This window comes from Pseudomonas aestuarii, assembly GCF_027988105.1.
In the GTDB taxonomy this organism is placed as follows: domain Bacteria; phylum Pseudomonadota; class Gammaproteobacteria; order Pseudomonadales; family Pseudomonadaceae; genus Aquipseudomonas; species Aquipseudomonas aestuarii.
In genome coordinates, this window is sequence record NZ_JAQJZJ010000003.1 from 535,386 (window position 1) to 552,571 (window position 17,186).

Consider the following 17,186-nt stretch of genomic DNA (forward strand, 5'->3'; position numbering starts at 1 on the left):
TGCCTATGCGCTCTCTTAACCTGCATCTGAAAATCCTGATCACGCTATTGGTGGGTCTGGGCATTCTGATTACGGCCTATCAAATATTCATTCTCGGCATACCACTGACCGAAGATGAAACCGATGACCTGTGGAATATCGACGCCAGAGTCGAGTTCCAGGCCAGCCCGCGTGAGCCGGTCAAGCTGCAGATGTTCGTGCCGCCACTGAATCAGGATTACGTCAGCCTCAACGAGAGCTTCATCTCCAACAATTATGGCGTGAGCATCAACCGCGCCAACGGCAACCGCAAGGTCACCTGGTCGGCCCGGCGCGCCAGCGGCAAGCAAACCCTCTACTACCGCCTGGTGCTGACCAAGCGCTACAGCGGCGAGCAAGCCAAGAGCGAAGGCCCGATCTTCCGCGACAGCATTCCCGTGGAAGGTGCCGAGAAGATTGCAGCCGAGGCCCTGCTCGCACCGATCCGGCAACACTCGGCGGACGTCGAAACCTTCATCAGCGAGACCATCAAGCGGGTCAACAACGCCAACGACGACAACGTCAAACTGCTGCTGGGCGGCGATGCCTCGACCGCGAAAAAAGCCGATGCCATCGAGCTGCTGCTGTCCATTGCCCACGTGCCCATGGAGCGCGTACACACCATTCGCCTGGCTACCGAGATCCAGCAAAACCCCGAGTTGTGGTTGCGCAGTTTCAACGGTGAAAAATGGCTCTACTTCAACCCTGATACTGGCCAGCAAGGCATGCCCAATGATCGCCTGATCTGGTGGATCGGCGACGAAAGCCTGGTCAGCCTCGAAGGCGGCAAACAAGCGAACGTCAGCTTCACCCTGAGCAACAGCGAGATGAATGCCATCCGCCTGGCCAAGTTGACCGACGAAAACACTGACGCCGACTTCCTCGAATACTCGATGTACAGCCTGCCGCTCTCTACCCAGAAGACCTTCCAGATCATGATGGTGATCCCGATCGGCGTGCTGGTGATCCTGATCCTGCGCAACCTCGGCGGCCTGCAGACCCTGGGCACCTTCACCCCGGTACTGATCGCGCTGGCCTTCCGTGAAACCCAGCTGGGCTTCGGCATCATGCTGTTCACCATCATCACCGCCCTGGGCCTGTCACTGCGCTCCTACCTCGAGCACCTGAAACTGCAGATGCTACCCAGACTGTCAGTGGTCCTGACTTTCGTGGTGGTACTGATCGCGACAATCAGCCTGTTCAGCCATAAACTCGGCCTCGAACGTGGCCTCTCGGTAGCGCTGTTCCCGATGGTGATTCTGACCATGACCATCGAGCGTCTGTCGATCACCTGGGAAGAACGGGGTGGCGGTCATGCCTTCAAGGTCGCAATCGGCACCCTAGTTGCCGCGACCCTGGCTCACCTGCTGATGAGCGTGCCGCAGCTGACCTACTTCGTCTTTACCTTCCCGGCCGTGCTGATGATCCTGGTGGGCTTCATGCTGGCGATGGGCCGTTACCGCGGTTACCGCCTGACCGAACTTTTCCGCTTCAAAGCCTTCCTGAAGGATTGAGCCATGCTAGGTCTCTGGAAAACATGGAAGGCCCTTGAAGCCAAGGGCATCATGGGCATCAACCGCCGTAATGCGGACTACGTGCTGAAGTACAACAAGCGCAGCCTCTACCCGATCGTCGACGACAAGATCATCACCAAGGAACGGGCCATTGCCGCCGGCATCGATGTGCCGGAAATGTATGGCGTGATCGAGACCGAAAAAGGCATCGATAAGCTGCGCGAGATCATTGGCGACCGCCCGGACTTCGTGGTCAAGCCCGCACAAGGCGCTGGCGGTGACGGCATCCTGGTCATCGCCGACCGCTTCGAGGATCGCTATCGAACGGTGTCCGGCAAGATCGTCAGTCATGAGGAAATCGAACACCAGATATCCAGCATCCTCACCGGCCTGTACTCGCTGGGCGGTCACCGTGACCGTGCGCTGATCGAATACCGCGTCACTCCCGACCCCATCTTCAAGAGCATCAGCTATGAGGGTGTACCGGACATCCGCATCATCGTGCTGAAGGGCTACCCGGTGATGGCCATGCTGCGCCTGCCGACCCGCCAGTCTGGCGGCAAGGCCAACCTGCACCAGGGCGCGATCGGTGTAGGCGTGGACCTGGCGACCGGGGTCACCCTGCGCGGCACCTGGCTGAACAGCAAGATCAACAAGCACCCTGACACCACCAACTCGGTAGACGGCGTGCAGCTACCTAACTGGGATGGTTTCATGAAGCTGGCCGCCGGCTGCTATGAACTATGCGGCCTGGGCTATATCGGTGTGGACATGGTTCTCGACCAAGAGAAAGGCCCGCTGATTCTCGAGCTCAACGCCCGCCCCGGCCTGAACATCCAGATCGCCAACGACTGCGGCCTCACTCACCGCGCCCATGCCGTGGAAGCGCGCCTGGCCGAACTGGCGAAAAAAGGCATTATCGAGACTCCGGAGGAACGCACGCACTTCGCTCAGGAACTGTTTGGCCACGCACCCAAAGCAGAGTCCTGAACCAGACCACCTAAAGGGCTTTCACGCTACGGCCACTAAGCCAGGGGGCCTACCCGCGACCAATAAGCCCGAAAACCCGAAAACCCGAAATACCGCCCATTCAAACGAACTGAGCGGTATTTTTTTATCCAGTCCACGGATAAAGGGAAACCTGGCAGCGCTTGCCCGCTCAGCCTCCAGACGGAAGCACTAGGATGAATGTTGCCGGCGTTCTACAATCGCCTGCCGCGCGCCTCTGATAGCTTCGCATGCCTATTTGCCTTGTACACGCCCTACCCTACAGCGCCGATCCGGCCACCTATTTCAGTGTCGTCTGTCACGCACCAGGCGCGGTGCTGTTGGATGCCGGCCGTCCGGCCGCCCAGCGTGGGCGTTATGACCTGATCAGCGCCTGGCCAATGGCCGAGCTGATCCCAGCGCCTGAAGAACGGGCCAATGACTTCCTCCAGCGCCTGCGCGCCAGCCTGGCGACGCTGGGCGAAGCCAAAGCTCCTGACGCCTGCCCACTGCCCTTCGTCGGTGGCTTGATTGGCTACCTGGGCTACGATTTCGGCCGGCGCCTGGAAAGCCTGCCCGACCAGGCCAGCGACGACCTGGGTTTGGCCGATGCGCAACTGGGCTTGTATGCCTGGGCCCTGATTACCGACCATCACCTGGGCACCAGCCAGCTGATGTTTCATCCAACGCTGTCCAGTCAACAACGGCAGCGCCTGATCGAACTGTTCGATGCGCCTCACGCACAGGCGCAAGCCCCTTTCAGACTGACGAGGGCATTCCGGGCAGATATCGATGAGAACGAGTATCGCCAGGCTATCGAACGTATCCAGGCCTATATCCAGGCCGGCGACTGTTACCAGGTGAACTTTGCCCAGCGCTTTCGCAGCCACTACCAGGGCGATCCCTGGACGGCTTATCGCGCCTTGCGCGCCGCCTGCCCGACCCCCTTCGCCGGCTACCTGGCGCAGGCGGATAACGGCGCGATCATCAGCCTGTCGCCCGAACGCTTCCTGCGCGTCAGTGAAGGTCGCGTTGAGACCCGCCCGATCAAGGGCACACGTCCACGCCACGGCGACCCCGAGCAGGATGCCGCGCAAGCTGATGCCCTATTGGCCAGCCTCAAAGATCGCGCCGAGAACCTGATGATCGTCGATCTGCTGCGCAACGACCTCGGGCGCAGCTGCGCAACCGGTTCGGTGCGCGTGCCGGAGCTGTTCGCCCTGGAGAGCTACCCCAATGTGCACCACCTGGTCAGCGCGGTGACCGGTATGCTGGCGCCAGGCAAGGATGCCCTGGACCTGATCGCCGGCAGCTTCCCGGGCGGCTCGATCACTGGCGCGCCAAAAATCCGCGCCATGCAGATTATCGACGAGCTGGAACCCACACGCCGCGCACTCTATTGCGGCTCGCTGCTTTATCTGGACGTGCGTGGTGAGCTGGACAGCTCGATTGCCATCCGCAGCCTACTGGCCAAAGACGGGCAGATCAGTTGCTGGGGCGGCGGCGGGATAGTCGCCGACTCCAACTGGCAGGCGGAATACCAGGAGTCCATCACCAAGGTGAAGGTCTTGCTGGAAACGCTGGAGGGGATGTAGCGGCAAGCTGCAAGCGAGTCCCGGTACGAAGTGACGACCGTCATTCGCCGTCACCCTAGGTGCAGCTTGCAGCTGCAGCTGCAGTTACAGGCTCAGGTCGCGATTGGACGCCTTGATGAACTCGCGCTTGAGGTCGTCAAAGGTGTGCACCGCCGGGAACTGCGGAAATTCGCGAATCACGTTTTCCGGCGCATGGAACAGAATGCCCGCATGGGCCTCGCTGAGCATGGTGGTGTCGTTGTACGAGTCGCCTGCTGCGACTACTCGGTAGTAGAGACTCTTGAGCGCAATAACCGACTGACGTTTGGGATCCTTCTGGCGCAACTGGTAGCTCACCACGCGATCATTCTCGTCGGTGACCAGCTTGTGACACAGCAGCGTCGGAAAACCCAGCTGACGCATCAGCGGCTGGGAGAACTCATAGAAGGTGTCCGAGAGAATCACCACCTGAAAGCGCTCACGCAGCCAGTCGACGAACTCCACCGCGCCGTCCAGCGGCTTGAGAGTGGCGATCACCTGCTGGATGTCATTCAACTTCAGGCCATGCTCGTCGAGAATGCGCAGGCGCTGCTGCATCAGCACGTCGTAATCCGGAATATCCCGGGTGGTCGCTTTCAGCGATTCGATGCCGGTTTTTTCCGCGAAGGCGATCCAGATCTCCGGGACCAGAACACCTTCCAGGTCGAGACAAGCGATTTCCACGGGACACTCCTAGATTGGGCTTGAAAGTAGGCGGCACTCTAGCGGCTCGCCGGAGGCTGCGCAACGCAAGGCTTATACCCAAACTATACGGACACCCTAGCACTTGGTTATTTAGCGGTATAACGCCTTTTTGCTACCATCTGCGCACAGAGCGTCCCGAGGGCGCAGATATGCCAGGCACAGCAACCTGGCGGCAGCCTCCTAGCGCCACCCCAACCAGGAATCCAGCCCGATGAGCCACCCATTCGATGTAGCCGAACTGGCCGCCACCTACGCCAACAAATCGCCCCAGGACATTCTCAAACTTGCCTTCGAGCACTTTGGCGATGAACTGTGGCTGTCCTTCAGCGGCGCCGAGGACGTGGTGCTGGTGGACATGGCCTGGAAGCTGAACAAAAACGTCAAGGTTTTCAGCCTCGACACCGGCCGCCTGCACCCGGAGACTTACCGCTTCATCGAGCAGGTGCGTGAGCACTACGGCATCGCCATCGAAGTGCTCTCCCCCGACGCGGCTGCCCTGGAGGCGCTGGTCAAGGAAAAAGGCTTGTTCAGCTTCTACAAGGACGGCCACGGCGAATGCTGCGGCATTCGCAAGACTGCCCCGCTACGGCGTAAGCTCGCCACGGCCAAGGCCTGGGCTACCGGCCAGCGCCGCGACCAGAGCCCCGGCACCCGCAGTCAGGTCGCGGCAGTGGAAATCGACACGGCTTTCTCCACCCCGGAAAACACCCTGTACAAGTTCAACCCGCTGGCGCAGATGAGCAGCGAAGACATCTGGGCCTACATCCGCATGCTGGAAATCCCCTACAACAGCCTGCATGAGCGCGGTTTCATCAGCATCGGCTGCGAGCCGTGCACCCGCCCGGTACTGCCCAACCAGCACGAGCGCGAAGGCCGTTGGTGGTGGGAGGAAGCCACGCAGAAGGAATGCGGCTTGCACGCCGGCAACCTGATCGCAAAGAATTGACCCACTGAATTGAAAGAAAAACCCGGCACCTGACCGGGTTTTTCTTGCTCGAAAGCCACTCAGTAAGTCGGCAGTTCGACATCGCGGAATAACTCTTCGAGCTCGGATTTGTTATGACACTGCACGGCCTTGGCCAGCACATCGCGGGTCAGGTGCGGGGCGAATTTCTCGATGAAATCGCACATGAATCCACGCAGGAAGGTGCCACGGCGAAAACCTATCTTGGTCACGCTGGACTCGAAAAGATCGCCGGCATCGAGCACCACCAGATCAGGATCGAGTATAGGATCCACCGCCATTTTGGCCACAATGCCCACGCCGAGACCAAGCCTCACATAGGTTTTGATCACGTCGGCATCGGCGGCGGTGAAGACCACCTTGGGCGTCAGGCCGCGGTGACCAAAGGCTTCGTCCAACTTGGAGCGGCCAGTGAAGCCGAAGACGTAAGTGACGATCGAGTGTTCGGCGAGGGCCTCCAGGGTCAGTTTCGGCAACTTGCTCAACGGATGCCCCTGGGGCACTACCACGCAGCGGTTCCAGCGGTAGCAGGGCATCATCACCAGGTCATTGAACAGCTCCAGCCCCTCGGTGGCGATGGCGAAATCCACGGTGCCGTCGGCAGCCATTTCGGCGATCTGCATCGGGGTGCCCTGGTGCATGTGCAGAGCCACATCCGGGTATTGCTTGATGAATGCGCTGATCACGGCCGGCAGGGCATAGCGCGCCTGGGTATGGGTCGTGGCGATGGACAAGGTGCCCTTCTTCTCGTTGGAGAATTCCTGGGCAATCTGCTTGATGCTTTCGACCTTGCGCAGAATTTCTCCGGCGGTGGTGATGATCCGCTCGCCCGCCGGGGTAACGCGGGTCAGGTGCTTGCCGCTGCGAGCGAAGACCTCCACGCCCAATTCGTCCTCGAGTAAACGTATCTGCTTGCTGATGCCCGGCTGCGAGGTATAGAGGCTTTGCGCTGTGGCCGACACATTGAGGTCGTGATGCGCGACTTCCCAGATGTAGCGCAGTTGCTGAAGCTTCATAAAAATCCCTCAAAGCAGATAAAAGCCGGCCACAGGACGGCTGCGCCATATAACCATATATATTGGTAATTCATTAAATCTAGACGATTTTTTTAGCATTGCTGATTATTCGTCACCGCGAAAAACCACCTCAAGGCTCGCCCCGGGCTCGATGCTGCAGCATCGGCACCAGATACACGGGAACTTCGGACAACTGCACCAGCCGTGCAGCAGTGCGTCCCAGGGGGATATCCAGACCGGCACCATGGCTATGACTGCCGACGACCAGCATATCCACCCCACGTTTCTGCGCTTCCTCGAGAATCACCAAGGGCGGATCGCCCTGCACCACCTGCACCGAACGGATCACGTCGAGCTCATGCTGGGACTCGCCGAGTTCATCACGAAAGCCCTCCAATACCCGCTGCTCGATACTCGCCATCACCGTACTCAGGCCTTTAGAGCGCAGCTCCTTGAGCCGATCTTCATCCAGGTAGGTTTGCAGCACCGATTCGGCAAACAACCCCATAGGCTCCACTGCATGCACGACATACAGGCTGGCATCGAAAGCGCGAGTCAGCGCCAAGGCATGCTGCAAGACATAGGGGGCATAAAGACCAAGATCGGTAGCGTAGAGAATCGAGCGAATCATGCGGTCTCCTAGACTGCCTACGTCTGGCAGGCCTCTCTTGAGCTTAGCAGTGTCATCTGCAAGTCAACAAAACTGCGCTCTTTCAGGACGAATGGTTATATGCCCAGGCCCTGGCCGCCACCGGGTGCGCACCCGCAACCCAGCTCGAGCAGATTCTAGAGCTGCGGCTCGTTACTCACGCCATGCGGGACATGCCCGGTAGCAACGACCTCGCGGGCTTTCTCGCAATGCCCCGCCTGGTCGTCGAAGAATACGTCGGCGCCGAAGGTCTCGAGGATCGCCGCCTTCTCCAGGCCACCCAAGAAGAACGACTCATCCAGGCGAATATTCCACTCGCGCAAGGTGCGGATCACCCGCTCGTGGGCCGGCGCCGAGCGGGCAGTGACCAAGGCCGTGCGAATCGGGCAGGCCTCCTCGGGAAACTCCTGCTGCAGGAGGTGCAGCGCCGCCAGGAAGGGCTTGAAGGGTCCCCCGCCGAGCAACTCACGAGCCGACTCGCGCTCGTGGCTCTGGAAGGCTTCCAGGCCGCCCTGCTGATAGACCCGTTCGGACTCATCAGAAAACAGCACGGCATCGCCGTCAAAAGCGATACGCAGCTCATTGCTCGCGGCCCGCCGCGCCCCACCAGAGAGGATGGTGGCTGCGCCAAACCCCGAGCGCAGGGCGCTGCGCACATCTTCGGCGTGAGTCGAGAGAAACAGGTGGCAGCCGAACGCCGCCAGATAGGGATCAGGGCTGCGACCACCGACAAAAGCTGCACGCGAGATGCCAAGGCCGTAGTGCTGGATCGAGTTGAACGCGCGCAATCCGGTATCGGCGCTGTTGCGCGATACCAGAATCACTTCCACCCGCGCCTGGCCCAGCGTCGTGTTCAACCCCAGCAGCTTCTCGACCAAGGGAAACGCGTCGCCTGGCATGAGAATTTCGTCCTCATGCTCGATCTGGTAGCGACGATAGGCTTCGACCCCTTCCCCCTCATATACACGATGACTCTCACGCAGGTCGAACAGCGCCCGTGAGGAAATCGCCAGCACCAGCTTGTCGCCCATTCCCTTGCTCATGCTTACCTCGGTGTTTGTAAAAACTGGCCAATCAAGGTCGCTTCACGCAAGGCTGGAGGAGGCAGTCTTCTTGCCAGCCCTCAATCCTGCTGGTTTCCCCGTTCGAGATACCACAATGACTGATACAAAGCGCGCGTGCGCGGCAACTTGCAACCCGCCTGTGCAGCGGCGTGGGCTAGATTGCCTAGAGCTCCATGACCCTTGCGGGAGCACATCGTGATACCTGCCCGGCAGGTAATCGGGGATACATCAGTCGCGGCCAAACGAATTAACAGGGTGCCCTGCGGCATCTCATGCCCACAGGCTAGCGCCGTGTCGACCACCTCCTGCTTTATCGCCATTATCAATGTGCAGCTGTCGGCTGCGGCCATCAAGGTGCGGATACCGGGATTGAGCAACACCCGCCTGCCGATGCGAGGTGTGTTTCGTACCAGGTTCTGCCCTTTCGCCTTGCAGACCGGGCATGAAGCTGGAATCCAGCGATACAGCCGTGAACAGCATTACCCGGCAGCGACGATCTGTTGACGTGTGGCGGCTTCGCTGCCGGCACCCGAGTGATCGCCAAGGCAGTTTAGGTGCGCCCGCCGACAACTGCTACAGCCTGTGTTGGTGAACATAGCCAGAGCCGTGAACGGCAGATCCAGCAAACGACAATCTGCATCAAAGTCAGTAAGTTGCAATCCAGTCGCTATACTTGTCACAACAGTGTCAAATTGACGGCGTAGGGAGTTGGTTGTCATGAGACGTTTTCTGCGTCACCCCAGCGATATGCCAGTGGAGTTGGTGCTCCGCAAACAGCCCTTTATCCCCAAGCAACGCTTGAACAACATCAGCCTCGGTGGGGTGGCGTGCAATTCCAGCTGCGGTTTTCGCCGTGGCACAGCGATAGAGCTGCGCATCCCGCTGCTAGGCGAACAGGCACGCTATCCCGGGGTAGTAGCCTGGTGCCGCACACGATCCGATGACTACCTGGTCGGCATCGCCTTTATCGACGAAGACACCTTATTTCGCGCCCGCATGGTCGAACAAGTCTGTCAGATCGAACATTACCGCCAGCAGCGCGAGCTGAAGCTGGGCAGACATCTGTCGATAGAGAGCATCGCCGAGGAATGGATCGCCCATCACGCTGCTGAGTTCGCCGATGCAAGCCTGTAATCCCTGTTTCGTTCCGTTTAACAGCCTTAGACCCATTGTCTAGCCCGCCCGTAACGCGCTAAGGTTCTGTATCCCCGCTGTGCTCATAAATGGCTGTGCTCCGCCACACGGGGAGCGCTGGCGGCCGGCACCCGTGACCTGACGACCCTGACCTGATGAAAAGCACGATGGCTGACTTACCGATCGATGACCTCAACGTTGCCTCCAACGAAACCCTGATCACTCCCGATCAGCTAAAGCGCGAAATTCCGCTGACCGATACCGCACTGCACACTGTCGCCACTGGCCGCCAGGTGATTCGCGACATCCTCGATGGCAAAGACCATCGCTTGTTTGTCGTGGTTGGCCCCTGCTCGATTCACGATATCAAAGCGGCCCACGAATACGCCGAACGCCTCAAGGCGCTTGCGGAAAAAGTGTCGGACAGCCTGTATCTGGTGATGCGCGTGTACTTTGAAAAGCCGCGCACCACCGTGGGCTGGAAAGGCTTGATCAACGACCCCTACCTGGACGACTCATTCAAAATTCAGGACGGCTTGCACATTGGCCGCCAGTTGCTGCTCGACTTGGCGGAAATGGGTCTGCCAACCGCTACCGAGGCACTCGACCCGATCTCCCCGCAATATCTGCAGGATCTGATCAGCTGGTCGGCCATCGGCGCACGCACCACCGAATCGCAAACTCACCGTGAAATGGCCTCTGGCTTATCCTCGGCGGTTGGCTTCAAGAACGGCACCGACGGCGGACTGACCGTAGCGATCAACGCGCTGCAATCGGTTTCCAGCCCGCATCGCTTCCTCGGCATCAACCAGGAAGGTGGCGTGTCCATCGTCACCACCAAGGGTAATGCCTACGGTCATGTAGTGTTGCGCGGCGGCAACGGCAAGCCGAACTACGATTCAGTCAGTGTGGCCGTTTGCGATCAGGAACTGACCAAGGCCGGTATTCGGCCGAATGTCATGGTCGACTGCAGCCATGCCAACTCGAACAAGGATCCGGCGCTGCAACCTTTGGTGATGGACAACGTTGCCAACCAGATCCTTGAAGGCAATCAATCGATCGTCGGCTTGATGGTCGAGAGTCATCTGGGCTGGGGCAGCCAATCGATTCCAAAAGACCTCAATCAACTCAAGTACGGCGTGTCCGTCACCGATGCTTGTATTGACTGGGATACCACTGAAAAAACACTGCTCAGCATGCATGCCAAACTTAAGGATGTACTGCCTAAGCGTCATCGCGGCTAAATGCTGCAGATACAAAAACGCCGGGCTATGCCCGGCGTTTTTGTAAGCATCACCGTCAGCCTTTGACGCTGTGGCGCTGACGGCGCTCCATATAACGTTCGACATAAGAACACGAAGGAATCACCGTGTAATCCATCTGCTCGGCGTACTTCAAGGCCTGCTCGGTCAATGCGGCGGCAATGCCACGACCACGCAGCGAATGGGGTACGAAGGTGCGGTAGATATCCAAGGTCTGCTTGCCCAGATCCATATAGGCCAGGTACGCACGATCACCACCCACGGTGGTCTCGAACTGGTGACCCTTAAGGTCATGGTGAATGGACAACGCCTCGCTCATCGCAACTCCTCTGTAAATAACTTGCAAACCATACCCGCACCTTAGCGATATTTTCCGGTCGAAGCGACCTCGGCATTTCGCCATCATCGCACTTGCGGCCGCAATCGTCAGCGCTGCAGCCCCAAATTGCATGCTCAGGAAAAGGCGATGACGTACACAGGAGTCCCGACAACCCGGTCAACCTTGACCTCGCCTTGCCTAGAGCACACTCAAGAAAGCGATGCTGCACACCACCGCAATCACCGGAATCAATACCGTCACCACGAAAATGTCCTTGTAAGCCTGCCTGTGGGTCAAGCCCATGATCATCAGCATGGCAATCACTGCTCCGCAGTGTGGTAGCGAGTCAAACCCGCCAGAGGCAATATTGGCTATACGGTGAAGGACTTCAGGCTCGACACCCAATTCCAGGTATTTGGGTGCCAGGGTCTGCATGAATATCTGCAAACCGCCCGAAGAAGAACCGACGATCCCGGAAACCACACTGACCGAGACAAAAATCGACAACAGCGGCGGCAACTCAACCGTCAGAATCCACTGGGAAAACAGGGCAAAGCCAGGTGTCTGGGTGACCACGCCACCAAAGCCAATCACCGCAGCGGTGTTAAGCAGCGGCATGATCGCATCGTCAGCGCCCTGCCCGAGCAACGCTAGCGTATTGCGCCGCAAGCCAGCGAACAGCATGACCGCAACCCCGGTGGCGATCACCAGAGCCAGGCTCGGCCAGAGAATAGGCTGCTGTTGGCTAAAGCCCACCAACTGGCCCAACCCGCCTTGTCCTGGAACAATCGCGCCACTTAACAGCAACAAGCGCGGCAGCACGATGATGCCCAACACCACCAGGATAGGCACCACAGCCAAGCTCCAATGCGGACCCGAATTTGGCGCGCCGGCCAATTGTTCCATGCGCACATCCTGCGCGTTGGCCTCAAAACCCTCACCGCGCTCGCGCGCCAAGCGCCATTCACGCTGAACATAAGCCATGCCCATCGCAACCATCATCACGCTCGCGGCTACACCAATCCAGGCCCCGGCAAACAGGTCGGTGCCCAAGGCGCTGGCGGCGATGACATTATGAATCGAGGGCGTGCCCGGCATTGCCGTCATAGTGAAGGTGCCGGCGCCCAAGGCGGTGGCAGCGCAAAATAGACGCTTGGGCAGATTGGCCTCGCGCATCAAGGTGATACCCAGTGGATACATGGTAAAGATCACCACGAACACCACCACCCCGCCATAGGTCAGCAATGCACAGACCAGCATGGTGACCCACAGCGTCCGGCTAATGCCGAGACTGCGCGTAATGGCCTGAGCAATGCTACTGGCCGCCTGGCTTGCGGCCATGACCTTGCCAAATATGGCGCCGCAAAGGAACAGCACGAAAAACTTGCCGGCAAAGGTAAAGGCGCCCAAGGGCCCGAAAGGGAAATACTCGAGCAGTGCCTTGGGGACTAGCAAACCATTGCTTAACGCCACAACCAGGGCGCAAAGCAAGGCCGCAATGAATATATTCACCCCGCGCAATGCCATGAAAATCAGTAAGGCCAAACCAACCAACAACCCTGCATTCCCGAGCATGTGTAACCCTCCATTATTGTTGTACGTCACGCCCCGCCTTCAAAAATCCCAGTGCATACTTGTCCGCTCCAGCCTGGGCCTGCCCAATATGGCTCACTTAGCCCCGTAAGGGACATTGTGTTTAGCCATAAATCCCAGGGAATTCAGCGTCTTCACCGCCCGCAGAGTTTATCCGGGACCCGGCTTGCGATACACGAAGTAGCAGCCCCTCAACCGGAGGCGCGACGCAGCAGAAGCTACGTGAGCTGTATGTTTTTCATCCAAAGCAGCACAACTTGACGTGCTGCTTCCTTAGCCAGCATGAAAAAACATGCTGCACTTGCACAGCCTACATTTACTTACTAAAAGTTATGGGTAGTATGTACGCCGGCTAATTTCCTACTGTTTGGAAATTGCTTAAATGGAAAATTCCACCTCAAGGGGAACACGATGAACAACGTTCTGAAATTCTCTGCTCTAGCTTTGGCCGCAGTTTTGGCTACCGGTTGCAGCAGCATGTCCAAAGAAACTGAAGCACGTCTGACCGCTACTGAAGACGCTGCTGCACGCGCTCAAGCCCGCGCCGATGAAGCCTATCGCAAGGCTGATGACGCTATGGCAGCCGCTCAGAAGGCTCAGCAAACTGCTGACGAAGCCAATGAGCGCGCTCTGCGTATGCTGGACAAAGCCAGCCGCAAGTAATAGCCCTTCAAGGCTAATTAAAGCCGACCCCTCTGGGGGTCGGCTTTTTTATGGGTGCAGCACATGCGCAAATCCCTGCAAAAGGATCTCATCTACCGGCTTTCGCAACACAAGGATAGGTAATCCCACCACCAGTGCCTTATCCCTATACCGCAGCTAGCGCTGCGCAATGCGCTTTATATCACCCCAATAGGTTTGGCTAGCTGCAGCCCCGAATGCGCCAGGTTATTGCTCCCACTCCCAGCTTAGGCGCGCATAGAACACCCAGTCATCCTGGTTCGGCAGGATATCGGCCAAGGCATTTGCATAGGTCATGTTTACCGAGAATCCCTCAACACCGCTCCAGCCAAGACCGACGCCAGCGGCCTTGGGCGTCTGAGTGGGATTTTTTGAAAGCACAGTACCTATGTCATAGAACACGAAGGGATCAAGGGCTCCACCCAGCACGTCCAGCCCACTGTAATGGGCTTCGAGACTGGTCTGAATGCCATAGTCACCGCTGATAAGGCCTGGCGCATAGCCACGAATCGACGTCGGCCCTCCGATGGAGTAAGCCACAGCCCCGGGAATCGCTTCCTCGTTGGTGTACTGATAATCCATCTGCATCAAGCCGTACCAAGCGGACTGACCTGGCCGGTAATAGCCACTTGCATCTCCACTCAGCATTGCAAAGCTCTGATCTGTCCCACTAGCTGCCTGGTTGTGCGTGCTCACCCAGCCAACCAGTTGCCGGCCTGACAATTGCCAGCCCGAGCCTAGCCAAGTGAACTGCGCGCCGGTATTGAGTTTGTTGATGTCATAGTCACTGATGTCCTCTCCAAGCACCGACGTTTTCGAAGTCGAGTACATTGCCGAGCCCAGCGCGTTGAGCCAAAAAGTACGGGTAGAAATGGCTAACCAGGAAGCATCCAGCGTCATACTGGTGGAGTCGCCCTCAACCGCCAAATCCTGAAAATCACCCGAAGTCACTTCTGAGCGGTTGACCGAGAGACTACCGCCAAGCCGCCAGCCGCTAGCCTTGACCGGCGCACTATAGATTGACGTGAACGCCTGGTTACCTTCCGACGCCAGCGCATAGAGCAACCCTCTGTCACTCCCGGTGAATACACCTTGGCGGCGATAGATCGCACCCACTTCATTTTCACCGGAGCTCTCGTAGCCATAGTTATCGACAAACAGTTGCACATTATTTTGCAGCGGCTCGTCGACGACCATGACAATGTCGGTGAGACCGAAGTCCTTGCCTGCGCGCAACTCAGCCTGCAGTCGGGCGTCGTTGACCCGATTGAATTCGAGAATGTCGCTTTCCAACGCCTTCATATCGACCAGTGTCTTGTCTTTAGGAAACGGCACCCAACCGCGCACGTAGGGTTCCGGTAGATAGCTATTACCTTCAATAAGCATTTCTCCCAGTTTCCCTTCAACCAGACGGATGATCACAACACCGTCGGTCACCTCCTGCTTGGGCAGTAACGCAGTAGCCGTATAGATGCCTTTCGCCTGATAGGCTGCATTGATCTCTGCGACTATTCGATTCAGGTCGGATAACCGCGTTTCCTTGCCCAGGTAGGGCAACACTATGGCTTTCAGCTCTTTGGCGGTGAGCAACTCTGGCTTGGTAAAACGCACACTGTTTAGGACAAAAGAAGGGCCCTCATCGGGTGCCTCGACCTCATCAGGTGCAACCAACTGCTCATCACGTTCCTGAATCTGCCTGCGTTCTTGCAGAGTCTGCTCGCGGCGTAACAATTCCCTTTCACGGCCTGCAGGGTCGGCAACCGGCGGCAGAGGCAAGGCATACGTATTCGAGACCAGCAGGCTTAGCAACATCATATGTAGAGAGAAACGCCAATAATTCACGCAATATTCCTAATTGATGGACTACCGTCCGTGATCGGTTGGCTATCTGGAAGAAATTTCCAGTAACTTCTCGTCCGCCGGCGGCAAGTCAGCGTCCTCGTTTGAGTTTTGCTCTCCAGTGTTTACCGCATCTGCACCAAAGCTCATGGGACTCGAATAGCCTGAATAGCTTGAGTAGTCAGGCATCTTGAAGCCGTACTGCAACAGCAGAGGTTCACTGAGCCGTGTCTGCATGATGTACTCCGCGCTCAGTCGCTGCAGTGCGAGCTGTTGCAGCTCCTGCGGTATACCCGGCTGATAGAAAAACATCACCAGCGGCTCACGATAGCGAGTAGCGAGCGCATTGGTACGCAGTTCATAGCCCTGGGTATCCAGCCAGAACTCTGCCCCAGGCGACATCAACTGCCCACTCACATTCAGTGGGCGCGAGTCATAGTTGTCGAGGCTCAGAGTCAGGTTAGCGGTCTGCATGTCTAGGCCGTCCAGCACCAGCGCCTTATTCAGATTCAAATCGCCATCCACGCTCAACGAGCCCTGCTTCGATTTGAATCCGTCAATATTCAGCTTGTCGGTGTTGATCACCCGCACATCGATCTGGTCTGCGATGGCACCCTCAAACCCGCTCAACGACATGTAGGTATTGGCCGCCCCTTTGCCATCCACGCTGACATCAATGATCGGCGCCGCCAGTACCAACGGACCACCGCCGTTTAAATCAATCTGACGAATATTCAAGCCTTGCCTGGATGCCAGCGTGCCCTGATTCATGACGATCAAGTCGCCGTCGATGGCGCCATCTATCCACAAATATGGATTCCCGATAAGTTCGCCAAAGGTCAGGCTGCCCTTCACCTGCAAATGGACATTGCCATTGTGCGCCCGCAGGAACGGCGAATAGAGGCCTCGCTCTGCGACAATATTGATATCGCCATTCAGGGTCTCTGCCGACAACCAGGGCATGTCGACTACCAGCGGGTCACCGATGCCGGTCACGGCACTTAAGCTGCCCTGGGCATTGGGGCCGGTGGCACGCAGGTGCACAGGAGTGTCCTTGCGTCCGACAATCATGCCGCCACTGCTCAAGCGGACAGCATCAGCGCCATCCCACGAGGTTTGCAATGCTGCCAACTGCATGTCGCCCTTGGTGGTGATGCTCATCTGGCCAACCGCGTCGAGACGCGAGGCAGACCCCATTTCCAGAGTGTTCGCATTGACTGCCACAGACGCGCCGGCATTTATGCTCGCCCGATCAGCCAGTGTGACCTTGTCGGTTGCATCGAGCTTGATCAGCTGTACTGCAGAAATGTAACCACCGAGAAGCATATCGTCGCCAGCCTGAAGGCTCAGGGCAGCGCCGCTGTCGATGGACGCCGCCACCATGGAGCCCGCCGTGCTGATCTGTGTGTCACTGCCTGACCGTACACTAGAGCCGCCGCCCATCGTCAGACTGCCGGCATCCAGACCAACTCTTCCGCCGGATGCAATCATCGTAGTTGCTGCAATAGAGACCTCGGCTTCCGCATCAATTTCCATATCATCGGCGCTGGTCACAGCGTTGTTGAATGCCAGGTTGCCGGCACTTTTGACCGTCACCCGACCGTCCGCTACGACTTTGCCCAGGGCAATATCGCCGGTATCACTGGACACCAAGAGGTCAGCTGCACTGTTCAATTGAGAATCGCGCCCCAGGGCAACCCCCTTGCCTGTCAGTGTTATTGCGCCTGTAGTGGACGTCAGGTTCGCAACATCCCCGGCAACCAGGTCGCCAGCACCCGCATCCAGCAGCAGCGAAGTACCGGTGACCGTTGAGTTCGCGTCCAGGCCT

16 protein-coding genes are annotated in these 17,186 nt (G+C 58.1%); 8 read left to right on the plus strand and 8 right to left on the minus strand.

Annotation, left to right across the window (positions count from 1 at the left end; genetic code table 11):
* Nucleotides 1-5 precede the first annotated feature (5 nt).
* From rloB to pabB, 3 genes are all read left to right on the plus strand, one after another.
* Nucleotides 6-1,532, plus strand: coding sequence for an osmotic stress tolerance membrane protein RloB (gene rloB / locus PH586_RS09500; RefSeq protein ID WP_271347507.1), 1,527 nt, complete (start codon nt 6-8; stop codon nt 1,530-1,532).
* A gap of 3 nt (nt 1,533-1,535) precedes the next feature.
* The gene (locus PH586_RS09505; protein WP_271347508.1) at nt 1,536-2,522 is read left to right on the plus strand and encodes an alpha-L-glutamate ligase-like protein; all 987 of its coding nucleotides are present in this window, start codon (nt 1,536-1,538) and stop codon (nt 2,520-2,522) included.
* Between the two features lie 248 nt (nt 2,523-2,770).
* Entirely contained in the window at nt 2,771-4,114 is a 1,344-nt protein-coding gene (gene pabB, locus PH586_RS09510) for an aminodeoxychorismate synthase component I (protein WP_271347509.1), read from the plus strand.
* An 84-nt stretch (nt 4,115-4,198) separates the two neighbouring features.
* Here the strand turns inward: pabB and thrH are convergent, their stop codons facing one another.
* Nucleotides 4,199-4,816, minus strand: a complete 618-nt coding sequence (gene thrH, locus PH586_RS09515; RefSeq protein WP_271347510.1) for a bifunctional phosphoserine phosphatase/homoserine phosphotransferase ThrH — start codon at nt 4,814-4,816, stop codon at nt 4,199-4,201.
* Nucleotides 4,817-5,048: 232 nt separating this feature from the next.
* Here thrH and PH586_RS09520 point away from each other — a divergent pair, with 232 nt between their 5' ends.
* Nucleotides 5,049-5,783, plus strand: coding sequence for a phosphoadenylyl-sulfate reductase (locus PH586_RS09520; protein WP_271347511.1), 735 nt, complete (start codon nt 5,049-5,051; stop codon nt 5,781-5,783).
* Nucleotides 5,784-5,842: 59 nt separating this feature from the next.
* Here the strand turns inward: PH586_RS09520 and cysB are convergent, their stop codons facing one another.
* The 3 genes from cysB to PH586_RS09535 form a co-directional block, all read right to left on the minus strand.
* Nucleotides 5,843-6,817, minus strand: a complete 975-nt coding sequence (cysB, locus tag PH586_RS09525) for an HTH-type transcriptional regulator CysB (protein ID WP_271347512.1) — start codon at nt 6,815-6,817, stop codon at nt 5,843-5,845.
* A 130-nt stretch (nt 6,818-6,947) separates the two neighbouring features.
* The gene (locus PH586_RS09530) at nt 6,948-7,448 is read right to left on the minus strand and encodes a universal stress protein (protein WP_271347513.1); all 501 of its coding nucleotides are present in this window, start codon (nt 7,446-7,448) and stop codon (nt 6,948-6,950) included.
* A 155-nt stretch (nt 7,449-7,603) separates the two neighbouring features.
* Nucleotides 7,604-8,509: a 5'-nucleotidase gene (locus PH586_RS09535; RefSeq protein ID WP_238041276.1), complete on the minus strand. Its 906-nt coding sequence runs from the start codon at nt 8,507-8,509 to the stop codon at nt 7,604-7,606.
* 312 nt (nt 8,510-8,821) lie between these two features.
* Here PH586_RS09535 and PH586_RS09540 point away from each other — a divergent pair, with 312 nt between their 5' ends.
* The 3 genes from PH586_RS09540 (at nt 8,822) to PH586_RS09550 (ending at nt 10,908) form a co-directional block, all read left to right on the plus strand.
* On the plus strand, nt 8,822-9,034 hold the full coding sequence (locus PH586_RS09540) for a hypothetical protein (RefSeq protein ID WP_271347514.1): 213 nt from the start codon (nt 8,822-8,824) through the stop codon (nt 9,032-9,034).
* A gap of 213 nt (nt 9,035-9,247) precedes the next feature.
* Nucleotides 9,248-9,664, plus strand: a complete 417-nt coding sequence (locus PH586_RS09545; RefSeq protein WP_271347515.1) for a PilZ domain-containing protein — start codon at nt 9,248-9,250, stop codon at nt 9,662-9,664.
* Nucleotides 9,665-9,831: 167 nt separating this feature from the next.
* Nucleotides 9,832-10,908, plus strand: coding sequence for a 3-deoxy-7-phosphoheptulonate synthase (locus PH586_RS09550; RefSeq protein WP_271347516.1), 1,077 nt, complete (start codon nt 9,832-9,834; stop codon nt 10,906-10,908).
* Nucleotides 10,909-10,963: 55 nt separating this feature from the next.
* Here PH586_RS09550 and PH586_RS09555 read toward each other — a convergent pair whose 3' ends face one another.
* Together PH586_RS09555 and PH586_RS09560 are read right to left on the minus strand one after the other, a co-directional pair.
* A complete protein-coding gene (locus tag PH586_RS09555; RefSeq protein WP_271347517.1) occupies nt 10,964-11,245 on the minus strand; it encodes a GNAT family N-acetyltransferase in 282 nt (93 codons plus the stop codon).
* A gap of 198 nt (nt 11,246-11,443) precedes the next feature.
* On the minus strand, nt 11,444-12,820 hold the full coding sequence (locus PH586_RS09560) for a GntP family permease (RefSeq protein WP_271347541.1): 1,377 nt from the start codon (nt 12,818-12,820) through the stop codon (nt 11,444-11,446).
* A gap of 429 nt (nt 12,821-13,249) precedes the next feature.
* Between PH586_RS09560 and PH586_RS09565 the strand changes: the two genes are divergently transcribed.
* A complete protein-coding gene (locus PH586_RS09565) occupies nt 13,250-13,501 on the plus strand; it encodes an Lpp/OprI family alanine-zipper lipoprotein (protein WP_238041281.1) in 252 nt (83 codons plus the stop codon).
* Between the two features lie 225 nt (nt 13,502-13,726).
* Here the strand turns inward: PH586_RS09565 and PH586_RS09570 are convergent, their stop codons facing one another.
* Entirely contained in the window at nt 13,727-15,361 is a 1,635-nt protein-coding gene (locus PH586_RS09570) for a ShlB/FhaC/HecB family hemolysin secretion/activation protein (RefSeq protein ID WP_271347518.1), read from the minus strand.
* Nucleotides 15,362-15,403: 42 nt separating this feature from the next.
* The coding region (locus tag PH586_RS09575) for an autotransporter outer membrane beta-barrel domain-containing protein (RefSeq protein WP_271347519.1) at nt 15,404-17,186 on the minus strand (1,783 nt) is incomplete at its 5' end.

Coding starts and splice junctions, on each gene's coding strand:
- PH586_RS09550 (WP_271347516.1), top strand. CDS start 9,832: ATGGCTGACTTACCGATCGATGACCTCAACGTTGCCTCCAACGAAACC.
- PH586_RS09565 (WP_238041281.1), top strand. CDS start 13,250: ATGAACAACGTTCTGAAATTCTCTGCTCTAGCTTTGGCCGCAGTTTTG.
- PH586_RS09535 (WP_238041276.1), bottom strand. CDS start 8,509: ATGAGCAAGGGAATGGGCGACAAGCTGGTGCTGGCGATTTCCTCACGG.
- PH586_RS09505 (WP_271347508.1), top strand. CDS start 1,536: ATGCTAGGTCTCTGGAAAACATGGAAGGCCCTTGAAGCCAAGGGCATC.
- PH586_RS09530 (WP_271347513.1), bottom strand. CDS start 7,448: ATGATTCGCTCGATTCTCTACGCTACCGATCTTGGTCTTTATGCCCCC.
- cysB (WP_271347512.1), bottom strand. CDS start 6,817: ATGAAGCTTCAGCAACTGCGCTACATCTGGGAAGTCGCGCATCACGAC.
- pabB (WP_271347509.1), top strand. CDS start 2,771: ATGCCTATTTGCCTTGTACACGCCCTACCCTACAGCGCCGATCCGGCC.
- rloB (WP_271347507.1), top strand. CDS start 6: ATGCGCTCTCTTAACCTGCATCTGAAAATCCTGATCACGCTATTGGTG.
- PH586_RS09545 (WP_271347515.1), top strand. CDS start 9,248: ATGAGACGTTTTCTGCGTCACCCCAGCGATATGCCAGTGGAGTTGGTG.
- PH586_RS09560 (WP_271347541.1), bottom strand. CDS start 12,820: ATGCTCGGGAATGCAGGGTTGTTGGTTGGTTTGGCCTTACTGATTTTC.
- PH586_RS09520 (WP_271347511.1), top strand. CDS start 5,049: ATGAGCCACCCATTCGATGTAGCCGAACTGGCCGCCACCTACGCCAAC.
- PH586_RS09555 (WP_271347517.1), bottom strand. CDS start 11,245: ATGAGCGAGGCGTTGTCCATTCACCATGACCTTAAGGGTCACCAGTTC.